Below are 17,301 nucleotides of genomic sequence, written 5' to 3'. Positions count from 1 at the left end.
CGGCGGACGGCTCGCACCCGCTTGCCGTCCGCCTTACGGTTCGCGGCGGGCGTCGTCCGGCGGGGACGGCCGCGGTGAGGGCTCCGTGCGGACGGGGTTCGGGGCGGGCTGGGACTCGGCGGGCGGCTGCGGCTCGGGAGCACGCTTCCGGCTCAGCGCCCAGCGCCGCGGACGGGCCGCCCCGGCGGCGTCCGGGGTGCCCGCCGGGGTCGCGAGCCCGGCCATCGTGCCCACCCCGGTCTCGCGTCCGGTCTCCCGCCCCGGCTCAGCACTGGGACCGGGTCCCGCCTTACGGTTCCGCTTGCGGTCGGCGCCCGGCGCCCCGGGGCGCAGCCACTGCCACCACGGCTCGGCCATCGCCTCGCGCACCTCGGCCGACTCCATGGGCGACACCGTGGGCAGCACCGCCGCCCGCGCCTCCGCCTCGGCCGCGGCCCTCGCCGCACGGGCGGCTTTGGCCTCCGTACGGGCCTCCCTGGCCGCCGTACGGGCCTGCACGCGGGCCATATGGCGCTCCGCCCGCGCCGCCTTCCACTCCGGCCAGGAGGCTCTGGTGGGGACGCACAGCCGGTACCAGCGCAGCACCATCGCGCCCGGCACTCCGATCACTCCCGTCCAGGCCAGCGTGATCATGCCCGTGCGCCACCAGCTCGGGCCGAGGCCGGCGAGGATGCCGATGCCCAGCGGTCCGCCCGAGACCCCGGCCAGCAGCGCCATCGCGGCGGCGCAGCCGACCGCCGCCAGCGCGGCGAGCACGAGCGTCTCGGCCCAGCCCCAGGGCGGCCTGGGCTCGCCCTTGCCGGGTCGCCGCACCGCCGCGACCCCGATGAACCAGGCCACCGACGCCCCGGCCGCGATCCCCGTGAGCCAGACCAGCGGACCGCCGGAGCCGTCCGTGGGCAGCGCGGCGACCAGGGGGAAGTGCGGCAGCTGGGGGTAGGAGGTGATGCCCAGCGGCGCGACCACACTGCCGCCGCCCACCGTGAACCCCGCCCCGACCCCGTACGCGGCGCCCCAGACGATCGCGTTCGGCAGCAGCGCCAGGCTCACCAGGAGCACCGCGAACCGCCCCGACCACACATCGCTGAGGTTGAGGAACGTCACCTGCACGGCGCCCGCGTGGCTCAGCATCGACGTCGCCGTAAGGAGCGCACCGCTGCCGAGCAGGACGACGAGACCGCTGGTCCCGGCCCGTAGCGCGGCGGTCAGCCGGCGGCGCCGGCACCAGCTGCGCGCGGCCAGGGAGACGGCCGTCCTTACGGTCCAGTCGGCGCCGGGGAGCCGCCGCAGTCTCTCGCTCACCCGTCCCGGCAGCCGGAGCGGGAACCGTCCGTCGGCCGTCCACACACCGAGCGCGGTGACGGCCCCGGCGACGACCGGCAGATGCAGCAGCGCGCTGAGCGGGTCGACCCGCAGCGCCCCGGTCGAGGCGTACACCGCGGCGGCGGTGCCCACCAGCAGATAGCCGCCGGTGACCCAGGCGAAGGCGGTGCGCGGATCGACGACGGACTCCTCGGGCACCCACTGCCCGTCGCCCTCGTCGGGCTCCCCCTGGTAGACGGCGTGCTGGGCGGCCCGGTAGAGCAGCCAGCACGGCACCACGCTGAGCAGCAGCGGGGTCAGCCCGACGGGCGCGGTGTGGCCGGAGAGCGTCTCGGTGCGCACGAGGTCGGCGCCATGGCCGAGCAGCCACAGGTCGGCGGCGACATGCAGGGCCCCGTCGGGGCTGCTCTCGGGGGACGAGGAAGTGATCCACAGCAGCAGTACGACCACGGCGAGCGTGCCGAGGCCGAGCCCCGCGGCGACCACTCCGCCGAGGAACGCCTCCCTGATGGCGGAGGAGCGCCGGGGCGCTGAGCGGTCGCGTGCGGACACCGACGGGCTGCGATCGGTCGTTTGCGTCACGTGACCATGCTGCCAATAACAGCCGTTTCATCCCTACATCAAGGTTTGGTCGCCGTGTCGCGGCTAGTCCGCTTATGCGTCTTTTATAGCGTGGTGGGACGGATGGGTGGCTTGCCGCGTTCCGCCCGGGTATCCGTCGCCCGGGAACGCCGCGGGCCCGCACCACCATGGGGTGGTACGGGCCCGCGGCATCGAGCCTCGCGGCGTCAGCCGGCCAGCGCGGCGCGCGCCAGGCGCGCGGTCTCGGACGGGGTCTTGCCGACCTTCACGCCCGCGGCCTCGAGGGCCTCCTTCTTCGCCTGGGCGGTACCGGAGGAGCCGGAGACGATGGCACCCGCGTGGCCCATCGTCTTGCCCTCGGGGGCGGTGAAGCCCGCCACATAGCCGACGACCGGCTTGGTGACGTTGGCCTTGATGAAGTCCGCGGCCCGCTCCTCGGCGTCGCCGCCGATCTCGCCGATCATCACGATCAGGTCGGTGTCGGGGTCGGCCTCGAAGGCGGCGAGGGCGTCGATGTGGGTGGTGCCGATGATCGGGTCACCGCCGATGCCCACGCAGGACGAGAAACCGATGTCCCGCAGCTCGTACATCATCTGGTAGGTCAGCGTGCCGGACTTCGACACCAGACCGATCCGGCCGGGCTTGGTGATGTCGGCCGGGATGATGCCCGCGTTCGACTGACCAGGCGTGATCAGACCCGGGCAGTTCGGGCCGATGATGCGCGTCTTGTTGCCCTTCTTGCCCGCGTAGGCCCAGAAGTTGGCGGTGTCGTGGACCGCGATGCCCTCGGTGATCACGACAGCCAGCGGAATCTCGGCGTCGATCGCCTCGATGACCGCGCTCTTGGTGAACTTCTCCGGGACGAAGATGACCGTGACATCGGCGCCGGTGGCGTCGATGGCCTCCTTGACGGACCCGAAGACCGGGATCTCGGTGCCGTCGAAGTCCACGGTGGTGCCGGCCTTGCGCGGGTTCACGCCGCCGACGATGTTGGTGCCCGAGGCAAGCATCCGACGGGTGTGCTTCTGCCCCTCGGACCCGGTCATCCCCTGGACGATGACCTTGCTTTCCTTGGTGAGGAAGATAGCCATGGTTTCTGGTGACCTCGTCCCTTACTTCGCAGCCAGCTCGGCGGCACGCTCGGCCGCGCCGTCCATGGTGTCCACCTGCGATACGAGCGGGTGGTTGGCGTCGGTGAGGATCTTGCGACCCAGCTCCGCGTTGTTGCCGTCGAGTCGCACGACCAGCGGCTTGCTGACGTCCTCGCCCTTGGACTTCAGCAGTTCCAGGGCCTGGACGATGCCGTTGGCGACCGCGTCACAGGCGGTGATGCCACCGAAGACGTTGACGAAGACCGACTTGACGTCCGGGTCGCCGAGGATGATCTCGAGACCGTTGGCCATCACCTCGGCGGAGGCGCCACCACCGATGTCGAGGAAGTTGGCGGGCTTGACGTTGCCGTGGCTCTCGCCCGCGTAGGCGACGACGTCCAGGGTGGACATGACCAGACCCGCGCCGTTGCCGATGATGCCGACCTCGCCGTCGAGCTTGACGTAGTTGAGGCCCTTGGCCTTGGCGGCCGCCTCGAGCGGGTTGGCCGCGGCCTTGTCCTCGAGCGCCTCGTGCTCCGGCTGCCGGAAGGCGGCGTTCTCGTCCAGGGAGACCTTGCCGTCCAGCGCGATGACCTTGCCGTCTTCGGTCTTGACCAGCGGGTTGACCTCGACGAGCAGGGCGTCTTCCTTGATGAAGACGACCCACAGCTTCTGCAGGACCGCGACGACCTGGTCCGCGATCTCGGCCGGGAACTTCGCGGCGGCGACGATCTCGGCGGCCTTCTCCTGGGTCACGCCCTCGATGGCGTCCACCGGGATCTTGGCGAGCGCCTCGGGGTTCTGCTCCGCGACGACCTCGATCTCCACGCCGCCCTCGACGGAGGCCATGGCGAGGAAGGTGCGGTTGGTGCGGTCCAGCAGGAAGGAGACGTAGTACTCCTCCTTGATGTCCGCGGTCTCGGCGAGCATCACCTTGTGGACCGTGTGGCCCTTGATGTCCATGCCCAGGATCTGGGTCGCCTTCTCCACGGCATCGGCCGGGTCGGAGGCCAGCTTGACGCCGCCCGCCTTACCGCGGCCGCCAACCTTGACCTGCGCCTTGACGACCGCGCGGCCGCCCAGGCGCTCGGCCACCCCGCGCGCCGCCTCAGGCGTGTCGATGACTTCACCGGCCAGCACCGGTACACCGTGCTTGGCGAAGAGGTCCCTCGCCTGGTATTCGAACAGGTCCACGCGCGTCCGTCCCTTTTCCATGGATATCGCGGTCGTTATCAGCGCGGGCGTGCCGCGGGGGCAGCGTGAGGACGCGATCTTTAACGAGGGCGGCACACGATCGCCGGGTACGCGGCATGTCCGTCTCGCAGGTTATCTCCGTGGGCCGTGCGGCCCTAAATCGCAGATCACACTGGAGCGGTGATTACGGTCACAGATCGCGACCGTTTCCATCTATCTCCGTACGACAACCGGGCAGCCCCCTCCCCAACGAGGGCCGCCCGGTCGATGTCGCTTGCCTTACGGTTTTACGGTTTCGCTGCCTTCATGGCCTTCACGGCCTGACTGCCTGACGCCCGCCGGAGCGATCAGACGGTCGGGAGCGTGCCCGGAACGGTCGGCAGCTGGACCGGGACGGAGGGCAGGTCCGCCGGAACCTGCGGGAGGTCAGCCGGCAGCTGCGGCAGGTCGGCCGGAACGGTCGGGAGCTGCGGCAGGTCGGCCGGGAGCTGCGGCAGGTCCGCGGGAAGCTGCGGCAGGTCCGCCGGGAGCTGCGGCAGGTCGGCGGGGACCTGCGGGAGGTCGGTGGGGAGCTGCGGGAGCTCGGCGGGGAGCTGCGGCAGGTCGGCCGGGACGGTCGGCAGGTCCGCGGGGAGCTGCGGCAGGTCCGCCGGGAGCACCGGGAGGGCCGGGATGTTGGCGACGTCGGTCAGGTCGGTGGGCACCGCCGGGAGCAGGCTCAGCGCACCGTCCTTGGCGTTCCCCACGGTGGTCTGGGCGTTCCCGACCACGCCGGTGGCCAGCCCGTGGGCGAACGGCACGGTGGTGCCCGCCACGTCCTGCGCGAACGGCACGGCGGTGGACGGCACGCTCACCACCACCGGCACCAGGCGGTCGACGGTGTCCTGGGCGGCCGGAACCACGTTGGAGGCGGTGCCCAGCGCGAAGCCCTCGGCGCTGCCGGTCACGACGTCCACGTACGGGGTGGTGCGGGCGACGGCGTCGTCGGCCAGCGCACCGGTGTCACCCACGGTCCGCTCGGCGACCGGGACGACCTTGACCACGAGGCGGTACACGGCGGGCGGCAGCACGTCCGAGGCCACACCGTCCACGGCCGGCTTGGTGGTGCCGACGACACCCTGCACCTTGCCGGTCAGCTCCTCCGGGCGGATCCCGGCGCCGGAGAGGGAGGCGAGCAGGTCATTGGCCGAGCCCGGGGCGGTGGGCAGCTTCGGGGTGGCGGGGAGCTCGGTGGGCAGCTGGCCCGTGACGCCGTCGACGTTCGGCAGCGAGCCGGTGGGCAGCGTGGAGGTGTCGGGCAGGGTCGTCGGCAGCGAGCCGAGGCCGGGCAGGCTGGGCACGACGCCGGGGACCTCGCCGGTGGGCAGGTCGAGGTCGGTGGTCTTCTTGACGGTCTTCTCGACGCCCTTGACCGCCTTGTGGGCCTTCTTGACGACCTTGTCCGGCTTGCCGGCGACGTCGCCGGTCAGGCCGTCGGTGGTGTGCTCGACGGTCTTGGTGACATCCGAGACCCGCGGCAGGTTCTCGGCGCCGGGGACGCGGTCCCGCACCGGGGCGGTGACGCCGTCGACGGTGGAGGCGGCGCCGTCCACGGTCTTCTTCGCGGTGTCGGTCACCTTGGAGGTGTCGGCCACGCCGCCGGTCACACCGTCGACCGTCTTGGTCACGCCGTCCACGGTGCTGGTGACACCGTCGGTGGAGGGGACGGCCGGGTTCTCGGCGGCGGAGGCGGCGGCCGAGCCGAGGGCCCAGATACCGGTGGCGGCAGCGGCTACGAGGATGGAGCGGCGAAGGTTGTTGCGCATGGTGGAGGAAGTCCTTCGAAAGTCAAGAGGGGTTTCGGACGGGCAGACCTGACCCGCCCCCGCGCGGCAGGTCTCATACAGACGGGGGTGAGGTCTGCCCTAGCCGGGGAATTCGAGGACTTCGTTGAACCGCTCGCGCGTCGGCGCCGAGCTCTCCGCGCGGACCGTACCGGGCTTCAGCCCGAAGGACGGCACGCCGGACGGCGGAAGAGCGGCCTGGGTGTTCCCGCCACGGGAAGCGCCGCTGTCGCCGGTGTACTGGGAGGTGGCCCCGAGCGGGGACCGCGGAAGGGGCAGCGGCGCCGGGGCGCCACCGTCCGGGCCGGTGCCGGAGACGGCCGCCCGGACGACGGGCCCGTGCCCGTCGCGGGAGACGGCCGCGTCGGCGTGTGCGATGACGGCCTGGGCGTGTGCCCCGGGCCCCATCGGCTCTGGCGCCGCGGGCGCCGCCTCGTGCACGGTCGCCGGTTCGGCCCTGGCCGCGTGGTGCCCGGCGGCCGGGCCGTGGTGCGCCGCGGAGTCCTGGGGACCCACGCCGATCGCGTCACCGATGCCGACCTCGGGAAGGCGCACCGGCAGCTCGCCGCTGGTGGCGCCGCCGACCAGGTCGTCTATCGGCTTGGTGATCTTCTGCGCCTGGCGCTCGACCGGCTCCTGGATGGGCCGCACGGCTTCCTGTACGACGTCCTGGGCCTTGTGCGTGGTGCGCTCCACCTGCTGCCGCGCCCGCTCGACACCCGAGGGGTCGAGCAGCCGGGAGACACCGGAGCGGTCGGCAGAGACACCGGCCTGTTCGCTCGTCGCACCGACGGCAGCGCCCTGGTCGCTCCGCTCGGCGGCGTGAGCGCTGCCGCCGAAGAGGAACCCCAGGGCGAGGAAGCCACCGAGGAAGAGCGCCGCCAGCAGGGCCCGCCGCGCGGCCACCGTGCGCGGCAGGCGCACGGCGACAGGCATGGCGGACGTGACAGACACGAGCGGGGCCTTCCCTGAGTACGAGTCGTACAACGGGCACGTAAGCGTGGCGATATGGCTTGTGGGCCGCCGGAACAGGACGACATCGCCAACCGGATGGCTGGATTCATGTCCTGGGCGACGGGGATGATCCTTGCACGACCCACAGGGGTCGGCGCAAGCCCCGGATCACTGATGCATCGCCATGTCCGGTATAGGCAGTTGACGTCGTTCGATGGCCGCGGCCATCACGTCCGGGAAGAGATCGGGGGTGCAGGCGAAGGCGGGCGCGCCCAGCGCGGCGAGGGCCGCCGCGTGCTCGCGGTCGTAGCTCGGCGCCCCCTCGTCGGACAGCGCGAGCAGCGTCACGAACTGCACCCCGGACGCCTTCATCGCGGTGACCCGGCCCAGCATCTCCTCGCGTATGCCGCCCTCGTAGAGGTCGCTGATGAGGACGACAACGGTGTCGGCGGGGCGGGTGATCTGCGACTGGCAGTAGGCCAGCGCGCGGTTGATGTCGGTGCCGCCGCCGAGTTGGGTGCCGAAGAGGACGTCCACCGGATCGTCGAGCTCCTCGGTCAGGTCGACCACGGAGGTGTCGAAGACGACCAGCCGGGTGGCGAGGGAGCGCATCGAGGCGAGCACGGCGCCGAAGACCGAGGTGTAGACCACGGACGCGGCCATCGACCCCGACTGGTCGACGCACAGCACCACGTCCTTCTTCACCCCGCGGGCCGCCCGCCCGTATCCGATGAGCCGCTCGGGGACGACCGTCCGGTGGTCGGGCAGGTAGTTCTTGAGGTTGGCCCGGATGGTGCGGCCCCAATCGATGTCCCGGTGGCGCGGGCGGCTGATCCGGGCGGAGCGGTCGAGCGCCCCGGTGAGGGTGGCGCGGGTACGGGTCGCCAGCCGCTTCTCCAGATCCTCGACGACCTTACGGACGACGGCCCGCGCGGTGTTCTTGGTCGTCTCCGGCATCACCTTGTTGAGGGACAGCAGAGTGCCCACGAGATGGACGTCCGCCTCCACGGCCTCCAGCATCTCCGGCTCCAGCAGCAGGGCGGACAGCCCCAGCCGGTCGATGGCGTCGCGCTGCATGACCTGGACGACGGAGGTGGGGAAGTACGTACGGATGTCACCGAGCCAGCGGGCCACTTGCGGCGCGGAACCGCCGAGCCCACCGGAGCGCGCGCCGCTCCCGGCACCCTGGGAGCCGCCGCTGCGCCCGACGGCCGTGCCGCTGCCGCCCGCGCCGTCGCCACCTCCGGAGCCGTAGAGGGCCTCGAGCGTGCGGTCCATGGCGGCGTCGGCCCCGCTGAGCGAACAGCCGGTGCCGTCGGCGCCCTGGCCGCCGAGCACCAGCCGCCAGCGCCGCAGCCGTTCCTGGTCGGTCCGGGGGTGGGCATGGTCGCTCTGGGGGCTGTCGTGGTTGGGGGCGGGGTCGCCGTGGGGGTCGGCACCGCCGTGGGGTTCGGCATCGACGAGGGGTTCGGCATCGACGTAAGGGGCGCCGTGCGTCATCGGGCTGCCTCCATGGAGTCGTTGGCGTGCGGGGCGGGATCGAGGCCCAGCAGCAGCCGCACCGTCGGTACGACGGCCGCCGCTCGGTCCGGGTCCAGCCCGGGGCCGAAGCCGGGTGCGGCGGGGGCGCCTTGGCCGCCGACTACGGTGGACCCGTCGACCGCGGGGCCCCGGCGGACCAGCTCGCCCAGGGTGCGGCGCACGCCGGTGTCGTACGCGGAGAAGGTGCGCCGCAGCAGCGGCAGGACGTCGGTGAACGCTTCGGCGGGAACGGATACCAGCCAGCGGTCGACCAGGCCGAGCAGCCGCTCGTCGTGGACGAGCAGCATGCCGCCGCCCGCGCCGCCGCCGATGAACCCCTCGATCCAGGAGGCCGCTTCGGGCGGCTGGGTGCCGGGCGAGAGCGCGAGCCCCATCAGCCGGGCCGCCTCGTCCTCGGCGAGCCGGCCGTCGTCCAGCAGCAGCCGCGCGGCGCGGCCCCGGATCAGCCCGGGGGTGGCGGGGGTGCCGTCCCGCCCGGCGAGGTTGCGCAGCATGGCGGCCCAGCGGGCCCGTAGACCGTCGGCGGCGCGGGGCTCGGCCGCCCGCGTCTCGGCTGTCGACAAGTCCATAGTCGACATGTCGGTCCACGTGTGTGGCTGCGTCCCGGTCTCTGTTCCGGTTCCCATCTCTGTCCCGGCCGACTCTGTCCCGGTTCCTGCCTCTGTCCCGGCCGACTCTGTCTCCGACAGCAGGGCGATCGCCCGGTGCACGGCCTCCATATGGCGGCGCATCTCGGCGGCGCCGTCGGCGTCGAGACCGACACAGGCGGGCGGCAGCCCGACCAGGATCCGCTCGGCCAGCCCGACCGCCACCTCGCCGAGCGCGGCCGTTCCGGTGCCCCGTACGTCCCCGTAGCGCACCGAGCGCACCAGGGCGGGCAGGGCCTGGGCGAGATGGCCGACGTCCGCGTCGAGCGCGGCCCGGTCGGCGAGCGAGCGCATCACGATGGGGAGGGCCCCGGAGAGCCCGGCGAGCAGACAGCGCTCGGCCAACTCGGTGACCTCGGCGAGCCCCTTGGCGCTCCGGGCCTCGGTCTCCGCCTTGGCGGTGGCCGCCGACAGCACTGTGGTGCCCCACACCCCCGCCTCGGCGACCCGCACGGCCAGCTCCGGCTCCCACCGCAGCCGCCAGGTCTCCCTGAAGGTGCCGGTGCTGCCGCGCGAGACGGCCGGGGTGCCCCAGCCGACCCCGAGGAGCCGCAGCCGGTGCAGCAGACGGCTGCGTCCCGCGTCGGTCTCCTTGCGCAGGTCCAGCTCCAGCTCGCGCTCCAGCGCCTCGGGCTTGAGCCGCAGCGAGCGCTGGGTGCGCGTCAGATCGCGCTGGAGCGGCACCGCCGGAGCCGACTCGGGCACTTCGCCCAGGGTGTCGCCGACCACGAGCCGGTCCTGGACGAGCGCGATCGGCACATCGGAGCCGTCGCACATCACCGCCCGCACGGCGTCGAGGGTCTCGGCGAGCCCGGCGAGCGGGCGTCCGCGCATGGCGGCCAGGGTTTCGGCGAGCCTTACGGCCTCGATGACATGGGCCGAGGAGACCGCGAAATCCTCGTCCCGCAGCAGCCCGGCGACTTTGGTGAGCCAGCGCTCGACGGGCCGGTCCGGGGCGTGGAAGAGATGGTCGTACCAGCCGGGCGAGGTGATGCCGGCCCCGTATCCGCTGTGCCGGGCCAGCCGCCGGTGGGTCCACGGCACCCAGCTGATCTCGGTCTTGACCTTGGGCAGCCCCTTGAGGAGCTTCCGGTCGGCGGCCACGGTGGTCCGCTCCCCGAGCGCCGGTACGTGCCAGGCCCCGCAGACGACCGCGACCTCGTCCCCGAACTCCCGCCGGGCCTCGCGCAGCCGCAGCCGCATATGGGCCTCGCGCACCGCGTCGTCCTCGTGCCCGCCGTGCCCGTACTCGGCGCGCAGCGCCCCCATGGCCTCCGCCACGGCCGTGAACGCCTCAGCGCCGCCGGTGCCGCGGTGCTCGATGACGTCCTCCCACCAGCGCTCCGGATCGTCGTATCCGGCCGCCTCGGAGAGCACGGCCAGTGGATCGACACGCATCCGCTCGGCCTGGTCGGCGACCGGAGCCGCTTGGCCGCCCGGGGCGGCCGGGTCACCCGGGTCGATTTGGTCGGCCGGGGCGGGCGGATCGGCCCGATCAGCCGGATCAACCGGGGTGTGCGGGTTCGCCGGACCGGCCGGGGCGGGCGAGGGCGCCGGGGGCCTCTTCGCCGCCATGGCCAGCGAGTTGGCCGCCGGGAGATCGATGAACCGCACCGGAACCTCATGGGCCAGCGCCCACTGGATGGCCGCCCACTCCGGGGAGAACCCGGCCAGCGGCCAGAATCCGGCGCGCCCCGGATCGTCCGCGGCATGGGCGAGCAGCGCCACCGGCGGGCGCATGTCCTTCTCTGCGGCGAGCCCCACGATCGCGTCCGCCTCCGGCGGCCCCTCGATCAGCACCACGCGCGGTGGGCACGCCTCCAGCGCGGCCCGCACCGCACGCGCCGACCCGGGCCCGTGGTGCCGCGCGCCCAGCAGCAGCGGGCCGGCGGCCCGCGCCCGTGGGGCGCCCGTCATGCGGTCACCTCTCGGCACGCGCGGTAGAAGTCCTTCCAGCCCTCGCGCTCACGGACCACCGTCTCCAGGTACTCCTGCCAGATCACGCGGTCGGCCGCCGGGTCGCGGACGACCGCGCCCAGGATGCCCGCGGCCACATCACCCGACCTGAGCACGCCGTCGCCGAAGTGGGCGGCGAGCGCGAGGCCGCCGGTGACCACGGAGATGGCCTCGGCCGTGGACAGCGTGCCCGAGGGCGACTTCAGCTTCGTACGGCCGTCACCGGTCACTCCGTCGCGCAGCTCGCGGAAGACCGTGACCACCCGGCGGATCTCCTCGACGCCCTCCGGGAGCTCCGGGAGCTCCAGCGAGCGGCCGATCTGGGCGACGCGGCGGGAGACGATGTCGACCTCGTCCTCCGGGGTCGCGGGCAGCGGCAGCACGACCGTGTTGAAGCGGCGGCGCAGAGCGCTGGAGAGTTCGTTGACCCCGCGGTCGCGGTCGTTGGCGGTCGCGATCAGGTTGAAGCCGCGGACCGCCTGGACCTCCTCCCCCAGCTCCGGGATCGGCAGCGTCTTCTCGGACAGGATGGTGATCAGCGTGTCCTGCACATCGGCCGGGACGCGCGTCAGCTCCTCCACGCGCGCGGTCATGCCGTCCGCCATCGCGCGCATCACCGGGCTCGGCACGAGAGCGTCCCGGCTCGGGCCGTGGGCGAGGAGCTGGGCGTAGTTCCACCCGTACCGGATGGCCTCCTCGGGCGTCCCGGCGGTGCCCTGGACCAGCAGGGTCGAGTCACCGCTGACCGCCGCCGCCAGATGCTCCGAGACCCATGTCTTGGCGGTGCCGGGCACGCCCAGCAACAGCAGGGCGCGGTCGGTGGCGAGGGTGGTGACGGCGACCTCGACGATGCGCCGCGGGCCCACGTACTTGGGTGTGATCACGGTGCCGTCGGGCAGCGTGCCGCCGAGCAGATAGGTGGCGACCGCCCACGGCGACAGCCGCCATCGTGCGGGACGCGGGCGGTCGTCGGCCGCGGCCAGTGCGCTCAGCTCGACGGCGAAGGCGTCCTCCGCATGTGGACGCAACGCTTCCGCGGCTCCGGCGGCCTCTGCCGCCCCGCTCGTATCGGTGGATTCGGTTCCGGGCACAGTGACGGTCACAGCTCCCCCACGACTCGTTTCCTCGCTCCGTTTCCGGACGCGTGAACCACACTGCACCACCCCACTGACAACCGGCTGCCCGTCAGCGAATGCACAGGTCAGAGCGATTGTCAGTGGGTGCCCGTACCGTCGCAGACATGAATCCGCAGGGGGAACGCTGGACGGCGGAGCAGGTGCTGGCCCTGGCTCCTGACACCGCGTCGCGCACGGCGGGCGGCAAGCTCGCCGCGGCCAGCAAGTGGTCGGGCGCGGGCGCGCACGGGCGGGCGGTGTGGGGGCTGTGCTCGGGCAGCGGCAGCAAGCCGTACCAGACGGTGGTCGATCTGAACGGGCCCGGATATCGGTGCAGTTGCCCGAGTCGGAAGTTCCCGTGCAAGCACGCGCTGGGGCTGCTGCTGTTGTGGACGTCCGGCGAGGGGGGCGTGCCCGCGGGCGGGGAGCCGCCGGAGTGGGCCGGGCAGTGGCTCGGCGACCGGCGGGAGCGGGCCGAAAAGCTCGCCGCCGGGGCCCGGGATGGGGGCCCGGGCCCCGGCGGCGGGACGGGGGACGGCGCGGGGAAAGGGGGGAGCGGAGGCGCGGCCGATCCGGAGGCGGCGCGCCGCCGCGCCGAGCGGCGGACCCAGCGCATCGCCGCGGGCGCCACGGAGTTGGAGCGGCGGCTCGCCGATCTGCTCCGCGACGGTCTGGCCTCCGCCGACCGCGCCGGGTACGGGGCGTGGGACGAAACGGCCGCGCGGATGATCGACGCCCAGGCACCGGGCCTTGAGGCGCGGGTGCGGGAGCTGGCCGCGATTCCGTCGTCCGGTCCGGGGTGGCCCGGCCGGTTGCTGGAGGAGTGCGCGCTGGCCCACCTGCTCAACCAGGGCTTTCTCCACCTGGACGGCATCCCGGAAAAGCTGGCCGCCACCACGCGCACCCGCGTGGGCCTCACGACACCGGTGGCCGAGCTGCTGGCGACGGAGGAGGCGATCCGGGACCGCTGGCTGGTGCTGGGCCGCCAGGACGGCACGGACGGCAGGCTGACCACGCGCCGGATCTGGCTGCGGGGCGAGCGTACGAACCGTATGGCGCTGCTGCTCTCCTTCAGCGCCCCCGGCCAGTCCCCCGAGCTCGCACTGCCCACCGGGCTGGTGCTCGACGCGGACCTCACGTATTACCCCGCGGCCCGGCCGCTGCGGGCGGCGCTCCGCCCCCAGCACCACGAGGAGCTGCGGGAGGCGGCGGAGGCGCTGCCTCCCGTGGCGCCTCCGACCGCTGAGGGGTGCGAGGTGCCTGGAGCCCCCGAGGGGTGCGATGTCGAGACCGCGCTCGCGGCCTATGGGACGGCGCTCGGGGAGGATCCGTGGCTGGACGGCTGGCCGGTGGTGCTCACCGATGTGGTGCCCGTCCCGGGGGGCGACGACGGATGGCAGCTGGCGGACGAGCGAAGCGGCTCGGCGCTGCCCGTCGATCCGCGCTGTGCGGGGCGCACCGATCTGTGGCAGCTGATGTCGATATCCGGCGGTGGCCCGGTCACCGTCTTCGGTGAGTGCGGCCACGCCGGCTTCTCCCCCATCACCACCTGGGATCCGACCGCCGTCTCGCTCATCGGCACGGCAGCGCAGGGAGGCACCCGTTGACCAGTACGACGCCCGTCGCGGCCAGCACGTCCGTCGCAGCCACCGCGTCCAGCACGTCCACCGCGTCCACCGCGTCCTGGGACGATCTCGTCGCGGCCGCGCTGCTCGGCACCGAGCGGCGCACCCCGCCCGTCGCGCCGCGCCCCGGGCAGGACGTGCCGTCCGCCCTGCTGGACGCGGCCGCGCTCAGCACGGTGCGGCGGCGGGCCGGGCTGCGGCCCGCGCCCGCCCGGCCGGGGCCGGGCCGGGCGCCCGAGGACCCGCGCCCGGCGCTGCCCGCGGCCGCCCGCAGCAGGCTCGCGCTGCTGCTGGCCGACCGTTCGGCGCCGGGGCGCGGCGGTTCGCGCTCCGCGCCCGACCTCGCCGAGTTGCTGCCTCAGTGGCTCGCGCTGGCCAATCACCACGGCTATCGCGTGCCGGACGCGCTGCTCCCGGCGCTGCTCGACGCGGCCCGCGCCCGCACCGATCTGCGGGCCGAGGCGCTGACGCTGGGCGGGCCGCGTGCGCTGTGGCTGGCCCGGCTCAACCCGGGCTGGAAGTTCGCGCTGCGGGGCGCGGCGGGCCGGGCGTCCGCATCGCTCTCGGAGCCGTCCGGGGCGGCCCCCGCACCGGACGAGGAACAGCGGCTGTGGGAGGAGGGGCTGTTCGCCGAGCGGGTGTCGCTGCTGTCGGCGGCCCGCCACCGCGACCCAGCGGCGGGGCTGGCGCTGCTCAGCGGCACCTGGCCGACCGAGCGGGCCGAGGACCGGCTGATGTTCCTGGACTCGCTGCGCGACGATCTCTCCCCCTCCGACGAGCCATTCCTCGAACAGGCGCTGTCCGACCGCAGCCGGAACGTCCGGGCGACCGCCGCCGAGCTGCTCTCCGCACTCCCCGACTCGGCCCTCGCCACGCGCATGGCCGAGCGGTCGCGGGGCTGCGTGTCGCTGACCGCGGATGGGCCGACCGCAGATGGGCTGACCGCCGAGGCAACCGGCGACAGGCCGACCGGAGACGGGCTGGCGGCCGACGGACGGACACTCCGGATAACCGTCCGCCCGCCGGACGAGTGCGACAGCGGAATGCAGCGCGACGGCGTCGTGCCCAAGCCGCCCTCCGGCCGGGGGGAACGGTCCTGGTGGCTGGGCCAGTTGGTGGAGGCGACCCCGCTGGACCGCTGGACCGAGTGGTTCGGCGGACGGCGTCCAGCCGAGATCGTGGCGCTGCCCGTCGCGGACGGCTGGCAGGCGGATCTGCACGCGGCCTGGTGCCGGGCGGCGGTGCGGCAGCGCAGCGCCGAGTGGTGCCGTGCGCTGCTCGGCACCCCGGCGGTCGCGCCGGTCACCGCCGGGGAGGCGGCCCCCGCCGCCTGGCGGGACCCGGCGAAGCTGCTCTCCGCGCTGCCCTCCCGGGAACGGGCGGAGTGGGTCGCCGAGTTCATCGCGTCCCACGGGCTGTCCGACGCATTCCGGCTGCTCGGGGTGTGTGCGGTGCCCTGGGCCGAGCCGCTGGGCCGGGCCGTCGTGGACGCCCTGGACATCGCCCGCGACGCGGGCAGCTACCCCTGGAGCTTCAGCGGCGTCATGGGCCTGGCCGAGCGCTGTCTGGACCCGACCCAGGCGGACCGCCTCGAAGTGCTGACGGCGATACCGGACGAGAGGGAAGGAGCGGCGCCGGGAGCCGGAGGCTACTGGGCGGAAGCGTTCCAACGACTGGTCGGCACACTCCGGCTGAGGGAAGCGATGCGAGCAGAGCTCGACCCGAGCTGACCCGGACCGGCTTCCGGCTCGTGGGACGCCCTGGGCTCGGGGCGTGCTCGCGGCCGGTTGATCCGGCGTTCGGACGTCCGTCCCACGGCGTCGGCGGAGCGACGGGCTCCGGCCGTGGATGCCACGGGCTCCGGCCGTGCTCCGGCATCCCGGCTTGGCTCAGGGCCAGGGCCTCAGGCCCCGGTCGAGAGCAGTGCGACGGGCCCGGGGCGAGAGCGGTGCGGCGGGTCAGGCGGCTACCGGGCGAACGTTTTTGCGGACCCAGTCGACGATGGCTGTCGTGGTCGCGCCCGGGGTGAAGATCTCGGCGACGCCCTGTTCCTTGAGCGGGGGGATGTCCGCCTCGGGGATGATCCCGCCGCCGAAGACCTTGATGTCCTCCGCGTCGTGCTCCCGCAGCAGCTCCAGCACCTTGGCGAACAGGGTCATATGGGCACCGGACAGAATGGACAGCCCGATCGCGTCGGCGTCCTCCTGGATCGCGGTGTCGACGATCTGCTCGGGGGTCTGGTGGAGCCCGGTGTAGATGACCTCCATGCCCGCGTCGCGCAGCGCCCGCGCGATCACCTTCGCCCCACGGTCATGGCCGTCCAGCCCCGGCTTGGCCACCACCACACGGATCGGACCGGTCACACCCATCGCAGCCTCCAAGCCGTCACACACTTACCCATATTGACGTGAACGAACGTTATCTCCAGGATCCCCTACCGGGCAGTTTCGCGGCGCGCAGCGAGGGGGAAGTCACACGTGGGACACGTTCACTGAAGGCCGCACCCGTACCCGTACCTGCACCCGTACCTGCATCCGCATCCGCGCGGACGCCGCATACGCTCGGGCCGGCCACATCAGGGGAGCCGCAGCGGGGACCGTCGCACCGCGCAGCGCCGCCGCGAGCCGCACGGCGCCGCGGTGCGACGGGCGGTCCTGCGTCATGACCGAAGCGACCGGCTGCCCATGAGGGCATTCGGGGGAGCCTCCAGCCGCCTCCCGCGCGCCGCGTCGCGGGAGGCCGGCCGCCACGGCCGTCAGCACATCGAGGCGCTCAACTACTCACCGCTGCCGTGCGACCTCCGCACCGCCGCCGCGCTGCTCGGCCGCCATATCGAGGAGGCCTGCGCCCGCACCGGCCACGGCCAGGTGGACGTCATCGGGCACAGCCTGGGCGGCCTGATCGCCCGTTACTACGTCCAGCGTCTCGGCGGCGACGCCCGCGTCCACACCCTGGTGACGCTCGGCACCCCGCACGGCGGCACACGTATCGCGCCCCTGTTGTCCGTACATCCACTCGTGCGTCAGATGCGCCCGGACTCCTCGGTGATAACGGAGTTGCGGCAGCCTGCCCCCGATTGCCGTACGCGATTCATCGCTTTCTGGAGCGATGTGGATCAGTTGATGATCCCGAAGGAGACGGTTCGGATAGACCATCCGGATGTGATCTCCCAGAACATCCGCGTCAACGGAATCGGACATCTCGCCCTGGCGGTGCATTTCTCCGTGGCGGCCCGCATCCGTGAGGCCCTGAACGCCGCCGACGAGGCGCCGGCGGACGCCTCCGGCGCGGTTCCCGATGGTTCAGAAGCCTCGGAATTGCCGAACGTCAATCGAACATCCGGCCAAGGAAGCACGTACAGTCAGCCGAAAGACGGCCAAATGCCCTTTGCCGAGATGCTCAAATCTCACGGAAGATTGTCGCTGCCGCGTACTGCCGGGTACAGTCGC

General features: G+C 73.2%; 11 protein-coding genes and 1 pseudogene. 3 read left to right on the top strand and 9 right to left on the bottom strand.

Translation table 11 applies throughout. The features are described 5' to 3' along the window. Window positions 1-33: 33 nt before the first annotated feature. From LIV37_RS28790 to LIV37_RS28755, 8 genes are all read right to left on the bottom strand, one after another. Window positions 34-1,905, bottom strand: a complete 1,872-nt coding sequence (locus tag LIV37_RS28790) for a cell division protein PerM (protein ID WP_148717790.1) — start codon at window positions 1,903-1,905, stop codon at window positions 34-36. Window positions 1,906-2,111: 206 nt separating this feature from the next. After that, a complete protein-coding gene (sucD, locus tag LIV37_RS28785) occupies window positions 2,112-2,996 on the bottom strand; it encodes a succinate--CoA ligase subunit alpha (RefSeq protein ID WP_020870608.1) in 885 nt (294 codons plus the stop codon). A gap of 21 nt (window positions 2,997-3,017) precedes the next feature. After that, window positions 3,018-4,190, bottom strand: coding sequence for an ADP-forming succinate--CoA ligase subunit beta (gene sucC / locus LIV37_RS28780; protein WP_020870607.1), 1,173 nt, complete (start codon window positions 4,188-4,190; stop codon window positions 3,018-3,020). Window positions 4,191-4,537: 347 nt separating this feature from the next. Next, window positions 4,538-5,995: a hypothetical protein gene (locus LIV37_RS28775; RefSeq protein WP_020870606.1), complete on the bottom strand. Its 1,458-nt coding sequence runs from the start codon at window positions 5,993-5,995 to the stop codon at window positions 4,538-4,540. A 99-nt stretch (window positions 5,996-6,094) separates the two neighbouring features. Further along, window positions 6,095-6,967 carry a hypothetical protein gene (locus tag LIV37_RS28770; RefSeq protein ID WP_148717791.1) on the bottom strand — a complete coding sequence of 291 codons (873 nt, stop codon included), beginning with the start codon at window positions 6,965-6,967 and terminating at the stop codon, window positions 6,095-6,097. A 168-nt stretch (window positions 6,968-7,135) separates the two neighbouring features. Further along, on the bottom strand, window positions 7,136-8,467 hold the full coding sequence (locus LIV37_RS28765) for a VWA domain-containing protein (protein WP_020870605.1): 1,332 nt from the start codon (window positions 8,465-8,467) through the stop codon (window positions 7,136-7,138). Beyond that, window positions 8,464-11,073, bottom strand: a complete 2,610-nt coding sequence (locus tag LIV37_RS28760) for a DUF5682 family protein (protein WP_020870604.1) — start codon at window positions 11,071-11,073, stop codon at window positions 8,464-8,466. The genes LIV37_RS28765 and LIV37_RS28760 overlap by 4 nt, the downstream gene beginning before the upstream one ends. Continuing rightward, window positions 11,070-12,215, bottom strand: a complete 1,146-nt coding sequence (locus LIV37_RS28755; protein ID WP_020870603.1) for an ATP-binding protein — start codon at window positions 12,213-12,215, stop codon at window positions 11,070-11,072. Before LIV37_RS28755 ends, LIV37_RS28760 begins: the two co-directional genes overlap by 4 nt. Window positions 12,216-12,352: 137 nt before the next feature. On the opposite strand from LIV37_RS28755, the gene LIV37_RS28750 reads away from it, so the two are divergent. Beyond that, the gene (locus tag LIV37_RS28750) at window positions 12,353-13,834 is read left to right on the top strand and encodes an SWIM zinc finger family protein (protein WP_254807122.1); all 1,482 of its coding nucleotides are present in this window, start codon (window positions 12,353-12,355) and stop codon (window positions 13,832-13,834) included. After that, on the top strand, window positions 13,831-15,582 hold the full coding sequence (locus LIV37_RS28745; RefSeq protein WP_254807121.1) for a DUF5691 domain-containing protein: 1,752 nt from the start codon (window positions 13,831-13,833) through the stop codon (window positions 15,580-15,582). Before LIV37_RS28750 ends, LIV37_RS28745 begins: the two co-directional genes overlap by 4 nt. Window positions 15,583-15,810: 228 nt before the next feature. On the opposite strand, the gene LIV37_RS28740 is transcribed toward LIV37_RS28745, so the two are convergent. Further along, window positions 15,811-16,221 (bottom strand): coenzyme B12-dependent isobutyryl CoA mutase small subunit, encoded by a 411-nt coding sequence (locus LIV37_RS28740; RefSeq protein ID WP_020870598.1) that lies wholly within the window; start codon window positions 16,219-16,221, stop codon window positions 15,811-15,813. A gap of 363 nt (window positions 16,222-16,584) precedes the next feature. Here LIV37_RS28740 and LIV37_RS28735 point away from each other — a divergent pair. Beyond that, a pseudogene (locus LIV37_RS28735) lies at window positions 16,585-17,142 on the top strand (alpha/beta fold hydrolase); the annotation flags it as partial. Window positions 17,143-17,301 lie beyond the last annotated feature (159 nt).

It is taken from the genome of Streptomyces rapamycinicus NRRL 5491, assembly GCF_024298965.1.
In the GTDB taxonomy this organism is placed as follows: Bacteria; Actinomycetota; Actinomycetes; order Streptomycetales; family Streptomycetaceae; genus Streptomyces; species Streptomyces rapamycinicus.
This window is presented reverse-complemented; position numbering and strand designations above follow the sequence as displayed.